Origin of the sequence: Nonomuraea helvata (assembly GCF_039535785.1) — a bacterium.
Classification (GTDB): Bacteria; Actinomycetota; Actinomycetes; order Streptosporangiales; family Streptosporangiaceae; genus Nonomuraea; species Nonomuraea helvata.
In genome coordinates this window covers 531,088-547,420 of record NZ_BAAAXV010000002.1, presented here as the reverse complement: position 1 = coordinate 547,420, position 16,333 = coordinate 531,088, and the positions used below count along the sequence as shown (strand labels likewise).

The window sequence follows — 16,333 nt, the reverse complement described above, 5'->3', positions numbered from 1 at the left end:
TGTGCCGGAACTTCCTATAGGCGCTGGCGGATGCGCTGACAGCATGCGACGCATGATCCTTGCTACCGGTGCTACTGGCACCATCGGTGGTGAAACGCTCCGGTTGCTGTCGGCTCGTGGTGAGCGGGTGCGGGCGATGGCCCGGGAGCCTTCCCGAGTTCCCGCATTGCCCGGCGTCGAGGCCGTGCGAGGCGATTTCGACGACCCCGCGTCCCTGGCGGAGGCGGTGGCGGGAGCCGACACCCTGTTCCTGCTCAGCGCCCCCGGCCCGGCGATCATCCGGCACGACGAGGCGATGCTCGCCGCCGCGCGGGCGGCGGGCGTACGGAAGGCGGTGAAGCTCTCGGCCATCGGCACCGGCGAGCGGCCCGACTCCAAGGTGACGGACTGGCACCTTCCCGGCGAGGAAGCGCTGCGGTCGAGCGGCATGGAATGGACGGTGCTGCGTCCCTCCAGCTTCGCCTCCAACAGCCTGCGCTGGGCCGCTCCGATCCGGTCAGGGCACCCGATTCCCAACATGACCGGCACCGGCACGCAGGGTGTCATCGACCCGCGTGACGTGGCCGAGGTGGCCGTGCGCGCGCTGACGTCCGGTGACCTCGCGGGCAGCGCGCTCACACTGACGGGGCCGGAGCTGCTGAGCGTCCCCGACATGGTGGCGTGTCTGGGCGAGGTCCTCGGTCGCGGCCTGGAGGCGGTCGATGTGCCGCTGGAGCTCTACCGGCAGCGGCTGCTCGCCGCCGGACAGGACGCCGGGTTCGCCGACACCGCCGTCAACGGCGCCGAGCTGGTCGCGCGAGGCGGCAACGCCCGGCTGACCCCGGACGCAGAGAAGGTGCTGGGCCGCCCGCCCCGCACGTATGGCACTTGGGCCCGCGACCACCGCGCCGCCTTCACCGCCTGAGCCGCCTCACGCGCGTTCCGTCGCCGCATCGAGCGGCGTGTTCCGCTGTCACGCCGCTCGGCGCGATCGCCCAAGGGCCGAGGTCAGCTCGCCGACACTGAGAAGCTGTTGGTGCGGAAGTCCATCCCGCCGCTGGACGACGTGATCTCGTAGCCGAACTGGACGTCGCCGAGCGTCACGTCACCGAACCAGTTCCTGGACCGGAGCCAGTTCAGGATCGCCTTGATGTCCACGGTCCCGGCGTTGACGTTGCCCTGCCGCACGAAGGAGAACACCTGGTTGGACCCGTTGGAGCCGCGGTAGACGTCCCAGCTGTGGCCGCCCACCGACGCGCTCGTCTGCCGCGACCCGATCGGGCCCACCGGGCCGTACTTGTTCATCCAGAGCATGATCTCGTAGGTGTGGCCGTCGCACCAGATGTCGTACGCGCTGGTGTAGGCGCCGCCGTTCGGGACGGTCACGTTGAAGCTGCTGGTCGCGCTGCCGAGGGCGCTGAGCCGCCGGTTCACGTTCTTCGTGGCGTTGGGGTAGGACTTGACGCCCCCGGTGTTGGGGTGGTTGGCCCAGACACCCCAGTTGCTGTACGAATTCGCCCAGATCGTCTGTGGGCCGGCACCGCTGCCCCAGATGTTGTTGTAAAGGGTGTAGCCGCCGTTGGTCCACGTGCCCCACTGGTCCGTCGAGGACCAGACGGCGGCCTGGGCGGGCTGAGCGAGCGCCCCGATGAGCGCGACGAGCATGGATGCCGAGACGAAGAGGCGGAGCGTCCTGAGCATGATCTCCCTTTCCGCTGTTGTCAGCCTGTCGAATCTGGGTCGTCGAAGCGCTTCGACGAGATGTCGACGCGGCCGGGACCGGTTCCGACGGGAAGTGTGGTCACCGTAAGCCGGCATCCGGCGAGGGGAAACATCGGCGAGCAAGAAATCCTCACCATCGCACGTCAAGCGGTGAAGGACGGCGGGGTCGACGTGAAAGTTTCACCCCGGCCGCCGACCTGTTGAGCCGTGGGCCCGGACTTCTGATCCGTCGGTCGCAGGGTCGAATCCTGCAGGGCGCGCTTTGATCATGTTCTGACCTGCGGTTACGCGGGATCGGATGCGTTCTAGAATTTTCGTCTAGCGCTTGCGTGCTCTGTGCGTGCTCACCTGCGCAAAGTCCTCGCCGAGTACGAGACCTACTTACAGGCAACGTCCGCACCGAGCCCTGAACCAGGCCAGCCCGCTACGGGCGCTACCCGATCCAGTCGACGCCGACATCGAGGTCTCCCGACGAGACCGGCTCGGCGGCCTCCTACATGAGTACGCCCAGGTCGCATGAGGCGACACGATATTCGGCACCCACAGGCTCGGCTGGGACGCGTGATCGTCCGCCCCGAACCGGGATCAGTCGAACACTATCGTCACGTCCAAGCCGCCCTTGGCGCGTGGAAGGGCCGTCAGCCGGGCGCCGTGCGCCTCGGCGACGGCCCGGACGATCGCCAGGCCCAGTCCGTGGCCGTCGGCCGTGTGGGTGCGTGGGGCGCCGAGCCGCTGGAACGGCTGGAAGAGCCGCCGCAGGTCCTGCGGCCGGATGGGCGGGCCGGTGTTGCCGATCGTCAGGCGGGCGCGGTCGCCGGTGAGGCCGGTGGCGATGATAACGTGTCCGTCGGGAACGTTGTGGTGGAGCGCGTTGTCGACCAGGTTGCCGATCATGCTGGCGATCAGGTCGGGGTCACCGCTGACCGGCGCGGGGTCCAGCGACGTACGAACCGTGACCGTTCGCCCAGCGGCCTCCGAGCGGCGCGACGACACCACCTGCTCGGTGACCTCGGCCAGGTCGACCAGCTCCCGGTGCTCGATGCCCTTCTCTCCTTCGGCCAGCGTGAGGAGGGCGCCGATCAGGCGTTCCTGCCGCGCTCCGAGAGCGAGTGCCTCCTCACAAGCGGCCCGCAGGCTCGCCTCACCCGCCTCGGAGTCGGCGAGCGCGACCTGGAGCACGGCGCGCTGACCGGCCAGCGGGGTGCGCAGCTCGTGGGAGGCGTTGGCCACGAAGTGGCGCTGCGCCGCGAACGAGGAGTCCAGCCGTTCGAACAGGTCGTCGAGCGTACGCCCCAGCCTGGTCAGCTCGTCGTCCGGGCCGCGCAGGCCGAGCCGACGGTTGAGGTTGGTGGCCGAGATCTCCCGGGCGGTCACGGTCATGGCGCGCAGCGGGCGGAGGAAGCGCCCGGCCAGCCACCACGCAGCCAGCACGGTCAGGACCACGACGATGATCCCGGTGACCGTGAGCACGGCGTCGACCTGCTGGGCGGAGGTGTCGGGCGGTGGAGCGGCGTCCCCGGCCCGGAGGCGGACCTGGTCCCTGCCGAACAGGAAACCGGCGACCAGCATCATCGGGACGACGACGGCCAGAACCAGTCCGGCGTACAGCGTAGTGAGCTGCGCGCGCAGGGACGGCCGTCGCAGGTGGCGCCGGGCGCGGCCGGTCACCGTCAGGTTCATCGCGGGACCCCGATGCGGTAGCCGCCCTCACGGACGGTGCCGATCACCGGTGGTTCGCCGAGTTTGGCCCGTAACCGGCGCACGGTCGTCTTGACGGCCGTGGTGAACGGGTCAGCGGCCTCGTCCCAGACCCGTTCCAGCAGCTCCTCCGTGGACACGACCCGGTCACCGGCGGCGAGCAGGCACTCCAGCAGCGCGAACTCCTTCGGGGTAAGCTCCAGGCGCCGCCCGCCGCGAAAGGCCACCCGCCTGCTCGGGTCCAGGATCAGGTCCTCCGCCCGGAGGATCGGCGGTACGGCGGGTGCCGAGCGGCGCCCCAGCGCGCGCACGCGGGCCACGAGTTCGGCGAAGTCGAACGGCTTGGGCAGGTAGTCGTCCGCGCCCAGCCCCAGACCCTCGACCCTGTCCCGTACGGTGCCCGCGGCGGTGAGCATCAGCACCCGCGACCCCGCGTCACCGGCGGCGATGTCGCGGCACACGTCGTCGCCGGGCGTGCCCGGCAGATCGCGGTCCAGCACCACCACGTCGTACCTGGTGGCGGCCAGGCGGGCCAGAGCGTCGTCGCCATCGAGGACGACATCCACCGCCATGCCCTCGCGCCGCAACCCGGTCCCGATCGCCCGCGCCAGAACCTCGAAGTCCTCGACGACCAGAACTCGCACGACCGTCCTCCTTCTCACCCCGGTGGTGGCGCCGTTCCGTCCACCGCGTCCGGTCACCGGACACGATGCCAGGGATCGGGTGTCGGGCGGGTGTCAGCGGCTGACACCCGCCCGACACCGGCCGTGCCGTACAACCGTCCGTGATTCCCCTTCGGAAAGGACGAGACGTGACAGATCCGCAGTTGACCCGGCGCAGGTTCCTCGCCGTCACCGGGGCCGGTACGGCAGCCGGCGGACTGCTGACGACCAGCTCGACGGTCAGCTCGAAGGGCACGGGCGAGGTGTCCGCACGGGGCCTCAGCCAGGCCGTCCTGTCGGCCTTCGAACACCACCGGCTCGTCGCCGTCGGCGAGTCGCACGGCCAGCAGGAACACGGTGACGCGCAGCAGATGCTGCTCACGGACCCGCGGCTGCCGGACGTGGTCGACGACATCGTCGTCGAGTTCGGCAACGCGCTCTACCAGCCGGTCATCGACCGGTTCGTCGCCGGTGCGGCCGTCGAGGACCACGTGTTGCGGCAGGTCTGGCGGAACACCACGCAGTCGCCCGGGGGCACCGGCGACCAGCCGATCCGTGAGCAGTTCTTCCGTACGGTCCGCGCCGTCAACTGGACGCTGCCCGCCGCGCGGAGGATCCGGGTGCTCCTCGGGGACCCGCCCATCGACTGGTCACGCATCACCACCCAGGACCAGGTGGACGGCTTCCTCGCCCAGCGTGACACCCACATGGCGTCCCTGGTGCGGCGGGAGGTGCTCGCCAGGAACCGCCGGGCGCTGATCTGCTACGGCAGCGGGCACGTGACGCACTCGCCGGAGCGGGGCCATAACGCCGACCACGCGGTCCCGCTGATCGAGGAGCAGACCGGCCGGCGCGTGTACGTGATCGTGGCCGGCAGCCATCCCCGCCTGGCGGCCTGTCCACGGCGTACCGTGATCGCGTGCTCCGGCAACTGGCTGGAGTCGGCCGACGCGGGACAGTTCATGGACGCGCCCCGGCTGTGTGGCTTCCCGCTGGGGAAGCTGGCCGACGCCGTCCTGTACCTGGGGCAGCTGAAGGACCTGACGCAGCCGCTGTGGAACCCCGCGATCTTCCTCGATCCGGCGTACTGGGCGGAGCTCCAGAGACGCAACGCGATCAACGGGAACCTCGTCGACCTGGAAGCGTACCGGCGGCAGCAGCCGATCTCCCTGCCCTCGTCACCTCCCGTGAGCTGCGCCTGACAGCGCCGGGAAGAGCGCGCCTAACTCCTCGCGTGTGACGGCGAGGACGTGAGGATGTCCCATCCGGCCCGCTCCTCGGCGTGAATCTCCCCCGGACATCGGCGCCGAGTTGCCGTTCAAGCACGGTGATCTGATGGCGCAGGACGAGTATCTCGACGTCCTTGTCCCAATCGCTCGTTGACAGCAATCGCAGTGCGGCGAAGGCATTCGTAACGGCGAGATAGGCCAGGCGGAGTAGCACGATCGATCATCACGCCATGCGTCTCCCTCTACTGAGGGACAGAACTCGCGCACGCCATGCACGGCCCACATGCCCGTGAGCTGGGTGGGCGCAATTTTCGGCAGGCGCAATCCGGCCACGGATGGGCACATGCTTTCCGCTCGCCCAGGCCGCCGAAGCACATCGGGCACCCGAACGACGGGACGTCCCACGGAAAGATCGTCCTCACCACGTTCTGACCCCGGTTGCCACGGCCCTGAACACATGTTTACTATAGTAAACGTGTGTTCAGCACCTTTGGCGGATCTGACCGCCCAGGCCAAGATCCGTAACGCCGCCATCGCGCACTTCGCCCGCGACGGCTTCCAGAAGACGAACCTGCGCGCCATCGCGGCCACCGCGGGGGTGAGCGCCGCCCTGGTCATCCGGCACTTCGGCAGCAAGGACAACCTGCGGAGCGTCTGCGACGAGCACGTCCTGCAGATCCTGGTGCGGAGGGCCCGGACCGTGGCCGACCTGGTCAGCGTGCGGGATCTGTCCCAGGAGTATCTGTCGGACTCGGAGGAGTACCGCCTCCATGTGCAGTACATGGTGCGCGCGATCGAGGAGGCCTCCTCCGCGGCCACCACGTTCGTCAACACGCTGGTGGAGGAGACCGAGCAGCTCTTCCGGGACGGGATCGCCGGCGGCTCGATGCGCCAGTCCTCCGACGTGCGGGCGCTGGCCGTGCTCACCGTGCTGGTGAGCCTGGCCACGCTGACCATGGCGCCGCCCCTGACCCGCGCGCTCGGCTTCGAGCGGATGGGCCCCGACGTGCTGCAGCGCATCGGGCTGCCCATGCTCGAGATCTACACCCACGGCTTGTACGCCGACGACACCATGCTCAAAGCCGCCCAGACCGCCTGGGAGGCCCAGCGGGGAGACGATCTCTAGCCCTCTCCCCATCACCACCACGCAAGGACACCCATGATGACTAAGACCGATGCCATTTCCATGGCCGGATTGGTCAAGTCGTTCGGCCCGGCACGGGCACTGAACGGCCTCGACCTCGTCGTACGGACTGGCGAGGTGCACGGCTTCCTCGGGCCCAACGGCGCGGGCAAGAGCACCACGATCCGGATCCTGCTGGGCCTGATGCGCCCCGACGCGGGCACCGCCAGGCTGCTCGGCGGCGACCCCTGGACACAGACCGCTGAGCTGCACCGCCGCCTGGCCTACGTGCCCGGCGACGTCACCCTGTGGCCCGGCCTGTCGGGCGGTGAGGCCATCGACCTGCTCGGCCGGCTGCGCGGCGGGCTCGACCGGCGGCGCCGGGACGAGCTGATCGAGCGCTTCGACCTCGACCCGCGTAAGAAGGGCCGCACCTACTCCAAGGGCAACCGCCAGAAGGTGGCACTGGTCGCGGCGCTGGCCTCCGACGCCGAGCTGCTCATCCTCGACGAGCCCACCTCCGGCCTGGACCCGCTGATGGAGGAGATCTTCCGGCAGACGGTCCAGGAGGTGCGGCGCGCGGGTGACCGTACGGTGCTGCTGTCCAGCCACATCCTCTCCGAGGTCGAGGCGCTGTGCGACCGGATCACGATCATCCGCGACGGCCGCACCGTTGAGACCGGCACCATGGCCGAGCTGCGGCACCTCACCCGCACCTTCATCGACGCCGAGCTGGCCGCCCCACCGGACGGGCTGGCCGGGCTGCCGGGCGTGCACGGCCTGCGCGCCGACGGCGGCCGGGTTCGCTTCAGCGTCGACGCCGCCGCGCTGGACCTCGCACTTCGCCACCTCACCCAGGCCGGCGTGCGCAGCCTGGTCAGCCGGCCTCCGACGCTGGAGGAGCTGTTCCTGCGGCACTACGACCGCGCGACCGCGAATGTCAAGGGCCGGCGCGCGGAGGCAGGGCGATGAACGCGTTCGCCGGCACGGGAAAGCTCATCCGCCTGGTGCTGCGGCGTGATCGTGTGCTGCTGCCGCTGTGGGTGGCCTTCATCTGCATGATCCCGGTGGTGTTCGTCGGCGCGTTCACCGGCGCGTACCCCACGGCGGAGGCCCGCCAGCACTACTACGAGACCAGCCTCCACACCAGGGCCTTCACCGTCGCCTACGGCGTGTTGAACGGCTCCAGCCTCGGCGAGCTCGTCGCCTGGCGGTCGGGGTTCGTGACGTTCATGGTCGCGCTGTTCGCGCTGCTCACGGTCATCCGGCACACGCGTACGGAAGAGGAGGCCGGACGGCGCGAACTGGTCGGGGCCACCGCGGTGTCCCGGCACGCCGACCTAGCCGCCACCCTGATCGTCACCTGCGGGGCCGCTCTCGTTCTGGGCGTGGCCTCGGCGCTGGCGCTGATCGGCCAGGGACTGCCCGCCGCCGGCTCCCTGGCGCTCGGATTCGGGTTCACGGTGGCCGGCTGCGCGTTCGCCTCGATCGGCGCGGTGACAGGGCAGCTCACGACCGGCGCGGGCGGCGCGCGCGCTATCGGGATCAGCACGCTCGGCACCGCGATCCTGCTGCGCGGTGTCGGCGACGTCGCCGCGCAGTCCGGTGACGGGCCCGCCTGGGTGTCCTGGCTGACGCCGCTCGGCTGGGCGGAGGAGCTGCGGCCCTACAGCGGCGAACGCTGGTGGGTGCTCGCGCTCGCGGCCGGCGCAGTGCTGGCGCTGATCGTGCTGGCTGTGGCGCTGTCGGCGCGGCGCGACCTCGGCGCCGGCATGTTCCAGGCCCGCCTGGGCCCGGCCGCCGCCGGACCTCGCCTGAGCAGCCCGCTGGCGCTCGCCTGGCGGCTGCACCGCGGCCCCCTGATCAGCAGGATCGCCGGACTTGCCGTGGTCGGGCTCGTGGGCGGCGCGATGTCGGCGAGCCTTGGGACGCTGATGGACAACAGCGGCGTCGCGGCCCGAGAGGCGCTGGCCCGGCTCGGCGGTCCCGGCACGCTCGTAGACCAGTTCCTCGCCCCCATGATGACCATGCTCGGCCTGGTCAGCGCCGGCTTCGCCATCCAGGCCGCGCTGCTGCTCAGGAACGAGGAGCGCGACGGGCGGGCCGAGCCCCTGCTGGCCACCCCGGTGCGCCGGCTGCGCTGGGCGGGCAGCCACTTCGCGTTCATACTGCTCGGCCCGGCGCTCGGGTTGATCGCCTTCGGGACGGCCGCCGGTCTGGCGCACGGCCTCACCACCGGTGACGTCGCCCGTGAGCTGTCCCGCCTTCTGGCCGCCGCTCTCGTGCAGCTCCCTGCGGTGTGGGTGTTCACCGGGCTCGCGTTCGCCCTGTTCGGGCTGCTGCCCCGGCTGGTCGCCGGCACGTTCGCCGTGGCCATGGTGAGCATGCTGTTCGGGTGGGTCGGCCTGGAGTTGCAGCTCGACCAGTGGGTCATCAACCTGTCGGTCTTCGAGCACGTACCGAAACTTCCCGGCGGGGTCATGACGGCCACGCCACTGATCGTCATGACCGTCGTCGCGGCGGCCCTCGTCGCGGCCGGCCTGGCCGGATTCACCCGACGCGACATGCCCACCACCTGAGCCTGGAGGACATCATGGGAGTGACCCTTCCTACCCTGACCCCGTTGCAGGAAACCCTGTGGGTGACGCTGTGCGGCCGGGCGCTCGACAGCCGCCTGCCACGCCCCATACTCGGCGACCGGAGGGCCTACGAGATCGTTCGCAAGACCGGATACGACCACCGGAAAACCCGCTGGAGCGCGGCCTCGGCCATCGACGTCGCCCAGCGCGCCAAGAAGCTGGACGAGGTGGCCCAGCAGTTCATGGCCCGCCACCCCGACGCGATCGGCATCGACCTGGGGGCCGGCCTCGACAGCCGGGCCCTCCGCATCGACCCGCCGCCCACAGCGGACTGGTACGACGTCGACTTCCCCGAAGTCGTGGACGCCCGGCACCGGGTCATCCCCGATCGGCCGCACACGCACACGATCGGCGCGGACCTGACCGAGCCCGGCTGGCTGGAGGCGCTCCCCGCCGACCGCCCCGCCGTGATCGTCGCCGACGGCGTGCTGCCCTTCCTCTCCCAGGAAGAGATGATCATCCTGCTGGACCGTCTCACCAGCCACTTTCCCAGCGGGGAGATCGCATTCAACGTCTACACCCGATTCACCGTCTGGGCCGCGAAACACTACTCCGGCAGCCGGTTCCTGGTCCCGCTCTTCAAGTCCTGCGGCTTCGACCGCCTCGACCCCGTACGGTGGAACCCGCAACTGACCCTGATCCGGCACATCCTGCTCACCCGGGAGCCCGAGGTCGACCAGTTCCCGACGGCCCTGCGCCTGTGGACCCGCCTGTCGGCGCTCAGCGCGGCCTTCTCCAGGCTGGGCACCACGGTCGCGCACTATCGTTTCTGATGATTCCGGCCGTCGACTCACGCCGGGTCGGGCAGGTCCATCGCCGCCAGCCGGGCCGGGTCGACCAGAGCCGCGATGTCCGTGATCCGCCCGGCGGCGACGGTGAACATGAGGACCGATAGTGGAGTGCCGTCCTCGCGCCAGGAGAGCATCCCGGGCAGGCCGTTGACCAGCACCGCCCGCCCCCCGCGCGGCCGAGCCGGAGAACAGCTGCGCGCGGCCTGCGATCTCGGTGGCGCCAAGGGCGACGACCACGCCGCCGGGGGTGTCGACGGTCAGCTTCACCTCGGGGTCGAGCACGCGCGACCGCGCGGTGGCTCGACCGAGCACAACGGCACAGCGAACGCGCCGAGGTACGGACACTGGCCGCCACCTGCCCGGTGCCGGTTCGCCTCGTCACCGGCGAATTCGATCCGCTGATCGACGCCACCCTCGACGCCCGGGTGACCGTCATCCCGGAACCGGCCACCATCCACAGCTCACCCATCCGGCCCACGTGGCCGCCGTCGCAAAAGCAAACGTCCCGATCTGCTGATCCCAAAAACTGGGGAGAACCTTGCGATCGAGATTGTGGATGCTGTGCTGAGATCTAGTACTACTCCGCTAGATCGCGGTCCGGCCTCGTCGGTTCGGCTGCGTAAGCCCACGACAGGGTGCAACGGTATGTGAATGCCTGAACGCGTTGAGTATGCCGAGGCCGTGACACGCGAGGATCTGGACCGGTGGCATAAGGAATTCGAGGAGGTGTGCAGAGGATGTCCCGACGTTCGTGGAACTTGATTGGCGGTCCCGCTGTTAGGCGACGTTCTCGTTGTAGCAGTTCGAGGTCGGTTTCTGGGCTGCGACGTGCCGGTCAAGCGCGGTGCGGAGTTTGGGCAGGTGCAGGAAGCCGTTGACGCGGCGGAACTGCTTGGTGGCCTCGGCCATGCCGGCCGCGCACCAGCGCAGCGCCATCATGCCGTCCTTCCAGTTCTTGACGTTGGCGGCGTGGTCGCGGCAGATCGAGATCATCGACTCGATGGGATTGGTCGAGCGCAGCGAGCGGGCCAGGGTCGGCGGCACGTCCAGTCGCAGGACGGTCAGCGTCTCGTCCATCCCCTCCCGCAATGAGGCGGTCGCACCGGGGTACTTCTTGTCCAGTTCGGCGGCCAGGGCGGCGAGCTTGGCCTCGGCGACGAGCGGAGTGTCGGCGTGGTAGGCCTCGCGCATCCGCTTCTCAGCCACCGGGCGCAGTTTCTCGGGAAGCTTGTCCCGGACATTTCTGATCTTGTGGAGTTGGCAGCGCTGAATCACCGGGTGGTCGAACACATCCAGCACCGCCCGGCGCAGCGCCTTGGAGCCGTCCAGCACGACCAGGATGGGGCGCGTGACGTCCAGGCCGCGCTCACGCAGGCCGACGATCAGCTCACGGGCCAGCGTGGCGTTCTCGGTCGAGCCCTCGACCAGTGCGAGGGGGTGTTTGGTGCCGTCGATGCCGATCCCGAGCGCCACGATGCAGGTGTGCTCGCCGAAATGCACCCCGTCCAGCATCAGCGCGGCCAACTCCAGATGTGACAGGTCAGCCGACATCATCTCGGCCAGGGCGCGCTCGGTGGCGGCGACGAACCGTCGGGAGATCGCTGACTTGGAGGTGCCGGTGGAGGCATGCTCGACGGTGGCGCCGACTGGTTCCAGGCCCAGCTGGTAGCGGCGGGTGGACAGCTTGCCGAGCATCTTGCCCAGCGCCATCTCGTCGAGGATCTCGGTGGAGGAGAACAGCTCATAGGCCGAGATGGCGACCTCGCCGGTGCCGTCGGCGGTGCGGACCCGTGGGCGGCGGATCGGCAGCCTTGCGGCCGCCCAGCACCACCGATCCGGCCTCGCTGCCGTGGCGGACCGCGGTTCGGTCGGGGTCGTGCTTGCCTCGTGGGCCGCACAGGGAGGTGACGTCTTCTTCGAGTATCGCGAACATCACCGCCAGGCCGGACTGAACAGCCAGCGCGAGCAGGCCGTCCTTCATCGAGGCAGCGATCTGCAGCCCCAACGGGCGCCGTTGGAGTCGACCACGGTCCAGTTCTGCAGGTATGTGGTGGCATATTCGACCCGGACGGCGCGGCCGTCACGGCTTAGGTCGCAGACTGTGATGTGCTTGCGGTCGGCCGAGAGCGTGACCGAACCCCAGCCGGCGTCATCCTGCCAGCCGTCAGAGGAATTCGCGGCAGCTGGCGAAGCTGCCAGGAGGGCGGTGAGGGCGGTGAGGGCGGTGGCCGCCAATGCGATACGAGGGAACAAGTGTGATCCGTTCCGGTGAGGAGATCAGAACGGAGCCACTGTGGAGGCAAGGAGCCCTTAGATCCCGCAGGACAGTGCCCTTCATGACGTGCCTTGATCAACGTTTGCCCTGCAGCTCACCACGGCGCCCAGCGTCCCTCTTGCCGCGCTGCAGCTTGACGAGAATCCGTTAGCCAGAGGGACGCCCTGCCCTTGGTCGGCGCTTTACGCGGCGTGCCAAAAGGCGGACGCTTCGGCCGGATGGGGCCTTCCGCTTTGGTCTTCTCTTGACCTTCTGAGAGGTCTGCTCAGACGCTGGACGCCCGAACGATCTACCGGCCCTGGTCGCATGTGCCCAATCCGTGCCCGCGAGCAGCCGGCGAGCAACCATCCCCGCATCTCGGCCTCGCGCAATGCCCGCCAGAATCGAGAAATTGCAGGTCAGATGGGCTGTGGAGTGGTAGGGCGCCCGGGGCTCGAACCCGGAACCTACGGATTAAAAGTTATGCCGAGCCGTGCCGCGCTACGCATAGCTCAAAGTGCCACTCTGTCCGCGAATGCCGCCTTCAAATTGCCCAAGAATGCCGCCCGGTGCCATGCCATATCCGGTGCCGATGAGCATCCAACGAGCAACCACGGGTCGGATGGCATACCTTGACCATTCTAACTTTACATTCAATTAGCCATCTGTGACGGCTTGATCCGTACCCGCCGGATCCGGTGTGCTATCAACGGCCGGCCTGAGTGTCGCCGTTTACCGGTACCCGATCCGATTGCTGATCCGGAGTGATTCGTCGACGCGCCGACAAGACAGGCTCAGCGAAGTGCTCGACGGGTAACGTGCCGCTTGACCTGACTGGAGAGAGTTTTCGGCAGGCGCAGTGGTCGCCGCGCTAGCGGGGCGCTAGGGCATCGCTAGTCGGCGGCTAGATTTTCGACGAACCGGCGGCTGGAGATCAACGTTTGCGCGACCAGTCGGCGAACTGTGCTCAGGACACCTTTCGTCGGACTCGGCCTTGACGCAGGCTCCGTTTCGGGCGGTATCAGGATCCGTCCGGACGGAAGGAAAACATGATGAAGAATCTGCTCAAGACCGCTGTGGTCGGCGCTGCCTTGGTCGCATCAAGTGTTGCGATGGCGCAGCCGGCAATGGCGAGTGACCTCTCGTGGACCTTCAGCGACGGCGTCATCTCCTACAGCGACAGCACGAACAAGTTCTGCGTGCGGGCGTACGACTCCGAGGGCGCCCGCCAGGTTACAGCGACGATTACTCCCACCGGCGGCGGTAGGTCGGTCACTGTCACGGACAAGAACGACTACTACGGCCACCCGGGCGGCACGTGCATATACCTGAACAGCAGCTACGTCTCGGAGAACACCAGCCTCACTGTGACCGCCAAGTCGTACTGGGGCGAGCGCGGCACTTGGGTGGGTCGCGGCAGCAGGACAATCACCACCTGACCAACTTCCCGACTCCCTCGCACGCCGTGCAGGCGCGCGGGGGGGTCGGCCCGCGTCTCATCCACCCAAGACATAAATGGATGTCCAATCCTTCGTGGGCGCAGGAGAAAGTCCCTTCATCAATTTTTGTCGGGAAACGTCCTGTATCGCTCGAATATTGAGTTACGTGCCCTGAGCTCCGGTTAAGCGACGTGGTGGTATTCGCTGTTCATGCCGGCAACTACCGGTTTCGGCTGATGGATCGCAGGTCGTTGAGGTCGGTCACGTTGCGGGAGGACTGTGTTGCGATGTCCGGGGGACGCTGGTACCGGGACTGGTGCGGCCGGTGCCGCGAGCGGCTGCGGCGTGGCGGCTTCGCGACTGCTGAGCAGGCCTGCCAGGCGGGCCGCGCGATCATCGCGGCCGACCAGAACGATCCTGTGTCCATGGGGTACACGCTGGCGCGGTGGCTACGTCACTGGCTGGGGACGCAGCACCAGCTACGGTCCAGCACTCGCGAGACCTATGCCGATCACGTGCGGCTGTATCTGATCCCGTATCTGGGTCGGATTGAGCTGGCTGAGCTGGCCGTCCGCGACATCGCGCGGATGTTCGCCGTCTTGGCCAAACGGCGCAACCGGTATGGGGAGCCGATCGCGTCCTCCACCCTGCACCGGATCCGGGCGACGCTGCCCTGCACCGGATCCGGGCGACGCTGCGCGCGGCGTTGAACGCCGCGGTTCGTGAGGGCCTGATCGCATCCAACCCGGCGCGGATGATCCGGCTGCCCGCACCGCGCCAGCCGTATCCACAGGTGTGGACCGAGCGCCGGGTCGCCGCATGGCGGCGGAGTGGCGAGCGGCCCGCGGTGGCGGTGTGGACCGCCGAGCAGTTGGCCGAGTTCCTTGCCTTCGCCTGCGGCGATCCGCTGGATCCGCTGTGGCAGCTGATCGCGTTGCGTGGCCTGCGCCGCGGCGAGGCAGCCGGTCTGTGCTGGGTGGACCTGGACCTCGACCGGCGGGAGCTCACCGTGAGCCGGCAGCTGGTGCCACACCGACGACGGGCTGATCGCCTGCCCACCGAAAACCGCTGCCAGCCGACGGATCGTCGGGCTGGACCCAGAGACGGTTCGGCTACTGCGCCGCTACGAGCGGGCCCAACGACAGTTGCTGGGCGACGCCTGGAACGAATCCGGGCCGGTCTTTGCCCGTGTCGACGGGTCCCCGATGCGCCCGTACTACCTCACCGTCCGGTTCCACCAGCTGGTACGAGCCAGCGACTTGCCACCGATTCGGCTGCATGACCTGCGGCACGGTACGGCAACTCTCACCCTGGCCTCGGGCTCGGATCTGCGGGTGGTGCAGGGCACTCTGGGGCACGGCAGCATCGTGGTGACCTCAGACATCTACACATCGGTGCTGCCGGACGTGTATCACCAGTCCGCCCAGGCCATCGCGCGGCTAGTCCTGTCCAGCATCCGCAAGACCGCTCGGAAGACCCGCAAGCTGGCGGCCTGACACCTGTGACCCAGGTATGACCCATATGTGTCTCACGATCAGCAAGAAACCTTCCCGCACAGGAAGAAGCCGCAGGCCAGAGTGGTAGGGCGCCCGGGGCTCGAGCCCGGAACCTACGGAATAAAAGTCCCGCTACGCCGAGAAGGCGATCCAGATCATGGACGCGTGGTCAGCCGTGATCACCAAACACACCGGGACAACGCGCCGCTGCAGACCGGCTGGGCGAGTGCCAACTTCTCCCGCGCCGCCGAGCTGATCAAGCACACCTACACCGGGTGGACGCAGGCCGGCCGGTTCGCCGGCAAGCTGCGCACCGTGTACCTGCCGACCATGATCGCCGGAAGGCCCAACAACAACGGCAACTGGGAACTGATCACGACGGACGCCGCCATCGGCATCGCCGTGCACCTGGACGACCGTGCCTCCTTCGATCGGGCGATCACGACCTGGCGCGGCAGGCTGCCCGCCTACATCTACCTCAAGACGGACGGCTCGAACCCCAAGGCGCCGCCGAGCAGCAAGTACGACACCAAAGCCGAGATCATCGACTATTGGAAGGGGCAGACCACGTTCGTGGACGGGCTGGCCCAGGAGACCTGCCGTGACTTCTGGCACACCGGATGGGGTCTCGCGGCCATCCCCCACGTCGCGGAGACGGCCCGCAACCAGGGTGTGGACCTGTACGCCACGGCCAAGCACCGGCTGCGGTTCGCGATGGACTTCCACGCGCGCCTGGAGCTGGGCGGGACGGTGCCGTCGTGGCTGTGCGGCGGAAAGGTCACCAAGGGCCTTGGGGACCACTTCGAGATCGGCTACAACGCGCTGCACCATCGTCTCGGATACGACATTCCCGACGCCGAGCGATGGGTCGAGCAGAACCGCCCCGCCGGGGTGTCACACTTCCTGGGCTGGGAGACCCTCACCCACGCGCAGAACCCGCACGGCGCCGGGATGAGTGCATCGGCCACCCCGGACTTCAACGCCGATGGCGTGGGCGACCTCTTCTCGGCCGCCACCGGAACGCTGACCGTCTGGAACGGTAAGGGCGGCAACAAGTTCAGCCCGGCCACCGCCATCAGCGCCGGCTGGACACCGTACTTCTGAGGGCCTTCCCGCGAACCCACCGTAGGTGGCGGGCGGCCTGCTCGCGGGAGCGGAGGCGGATCAGGTCGTGCATCCGATAGCGATCGGGGCCCGGCGGACTCGAGGAGACCGGCATCCAGGAGGTCGTTGAGCGCGGCTTCCGCCCTGCGTTCCGGCCAGCCGGTGAGGGCGGACGTCCCGGCCGCCGCGTGGATGCG

15 protein-coding genes and 1 pseudogene are annotated in these 16,333 nt (G+C 68.7%); 10 read left to right on the top strand and 6 right to left on the bottom strand.

Annotation, left to right across the window (positions count from 1 at the left end):
• Positions 1–52 precede the first annotated feature (52 nt).
• Entirely contained in the window at positions 53–904 is an 852-nt protein-coding gene (locus ABD830_RS18395) for an NAD(P)H-binding protein (RefSeq protein WP_344988602.1), read from the top strand.
• Positions 905–987: 83 nt separating this feature from the next.
• Here the strand turns inward: ABD830_RS18395 and ABD830_RS18390 are convergent, their stop codons facing one another.
• The 3 genes from ABD830_RS18390 to ABD830_RS18380 all read right to left on the bottom strand — a co-directional run bounded on the left by ABD830_RS18390 (position 988) and on the right by ABD830_RS18380 (position 4,043).
• Positions 988–1,797, bottom strand: coding sequence for a glycoside hydrolase family 12 protein (locus tag ABD830_RS18390; protein WP_344988600.1), 810 nt, complete (start codon positions 1,795–1,797; stop codon positions 988–990).
• 489 nt (positions 1,798–2,286) lie between these two features.
• Positions 2,287–3,381, bottom strand: a complete 1,095-nt coding sequence (locus ABD830_RS18385; protein ID WP_344988598.1) for a sensor histidine kinase — start codon at positions 3,379–3,381, stop codon at positions 2,287–2,289.
• The gene (locus ABD830_RS18380) at positions 3,378–4,043 is read right to left on the bottom strand and encodes a response regulator transcription factor (protein WP_344988596.1); all 666 of its coding nucleotides are present in this window, start codon (positions 4,041–4,043) and stop codon (positions 3,378–3,380) included. Before ABD830_RS18380 ends, ABD830_RS18385 begins: the two co-directional genes overlap by 4 nt.
• 167 nt (positions 4,044–4,210) lie before the next feature.
• On the opposite strand from ABD830_RS18380, the gene ABD830_RS18375 reads away from it, so the two are divergent.
• From ABD830_RS18375 to ABD830_RS18355, 5 genes are all read left to right on the top strand, one after another.
• Positions 4,211–5,263 (top strand): twin-arginine translocation signal domain-containing protein, encoded by a 1,053-nt coding sequence (locus ABD830_RS18375; RefSeq protein ID WP_344988594.1) that lies wholly within the window; start codon positions 4,211–4,213, stop codon positions 5,261–5,263.
• A gap of 502 nt (positions 5,264–5,765) precedes the next feature.
• Positions 5,766–6,416, top strand: coding sequence for a TetR/AcrR family transcriptional regulator (locus ABD830_RS18370; protein ID WP_344988592.1), 651 nt, complete (start codon positions 5,766–5,768; stop codon positions 6,414–6,416).
• Positions 6,417–6,452: 36 nt separating this feature from the next.
• Positions 6,453–7,385, top strand: a complete 933-nt coding sequence (locus ABD830_RS18365) for an ABC transporter ATP-binding protein (RefSeq protein ID WP_344988591.1) — start codon at positions 6,453–6,455, stop codon at positions 7,383–7,385.
• Complete coding sequence (locus tag ABD830_RS18360; RefSeq protein WP_344988590.1) at positions 7,382–8,992, top strand: ABC transporter permease; 1,611 nt, start codon at positions 7,382–7,384, stop codon at positions 8,990–8,992. The genes ABD830_RS18365 and ABD830_RS18360 overlap by 4 nt, the downstream gene beginning before the upstream one ends.
• 44 nt (positions 8,993–9,036) lie before the next feature.
• Positions 9,037–9,825, top strand: coding sequence for a class I SAM-dependent methyltransferase (locus ABD830_RS18355; protein ID WP_344988588.1), 789 nt, complete (start codon positions 9,037–9,039; stop codon positions 9,823–9,825).
• 17 nt (positions 9,826–9,842) lie between these two features.
• Here ABD830_RS18355 and ABD830_RS18350 read toward each other — a convergent pair whose 3' ends face one another.
• The 3 genes and pseudogenes from ABD830_RS18350 to ABD830_RS18340 all read right to left on the bottom strand — a co-directional run bounded on the left by ABD830_RS18350 (position 9,843) and on the right by ABD830_RS18340 (position 12,096).
• On the bottom strand, positions 9,843–10,001 hold the full coding sequence (locus ABD830_RS18350; RefSeq protein ID WP_344988586.1) for a hypothetical protein: 159 nt from the start codon (positions 9,999–10,001) through the stop codon (positions 9,843–9,845).
• A 619-nt stretch (positions 10,002–10,620) separates the two neighbouring features.
• Positions 10,621–11,839, bottom strand: a pseudogene (locus tag ABD830_RS18345) (IS256 family transposase); the annotation flags it as partial.
• Positions 11,821–12,096 (bottom strand): hypothetical protein, encoded by a 276-nt coding sequence (locus tag ABD830_RS18340; RefSeq protein WP_344988584.1) that lies wholly within the window; start codon positions 12,094–12,096, stop codon positions 11,821–11,823. The pseudogene ABD830_RS18345 and the gene ABD830_RS18340, both read right to left, overlap by 19 nt.
• A gap of 1,050 nt (positions 12,097–13,146) precedes the next feature.
• Here ABD830_RS18340 and ABD830_RS18335 point away from each other — a divergent pair.
• From ABD830_RS18335 to ABD830_RS18320, 4 genes are all read left to right on the top strand, one after another.
• Entirely contained in the window at positions 13,147–13,536 is a 390-nt protein-coding gene (locus ABD830_RS18335; protein WP_344988582.1) for a hypothetical protein, read from the top strand.
• A gap of 191 nt (positions 13,537–13,727) precedes the next feature.
• Positions 13,728–14,246, top strand: a complete 519-nt coding sequence (locus ABD830_RS18330) for a tyrosine-type recombinase/integrase (RefSeq protein ID WP_344988580.1) — start codon at positions 13,728–13,730, stop codon at positions 14,244–14,246.
• Positions 14,247–14,579: 333 nt separating this feature from the next.
• Positions 14,580–15,032: a tyrosine-type recombinase/integrase gene (locus tag ABD830_RS18325; RefSeq protein WP_344988724.1), complete on the top strand. Its 453-nt coding sequence runs from the start codon at positions 14,580–14,582 to the stop codon at positions 15,030–15,032.
• Between the two features lie 165 nt (positions 15,033–15,197).
• Positions 15,198–16,136, top strand: coding sequence for an FG-GAP repeat domain-containing protein (locus ABD830_RS18320; RefSeq protein WP_344988578.1), 939 nt, complete (start codon positions 15,198–15,200; stop codon positions 16,134–16,136).
• Positions 16,137–16,333 lie beyond the last annotated feature (197 nt).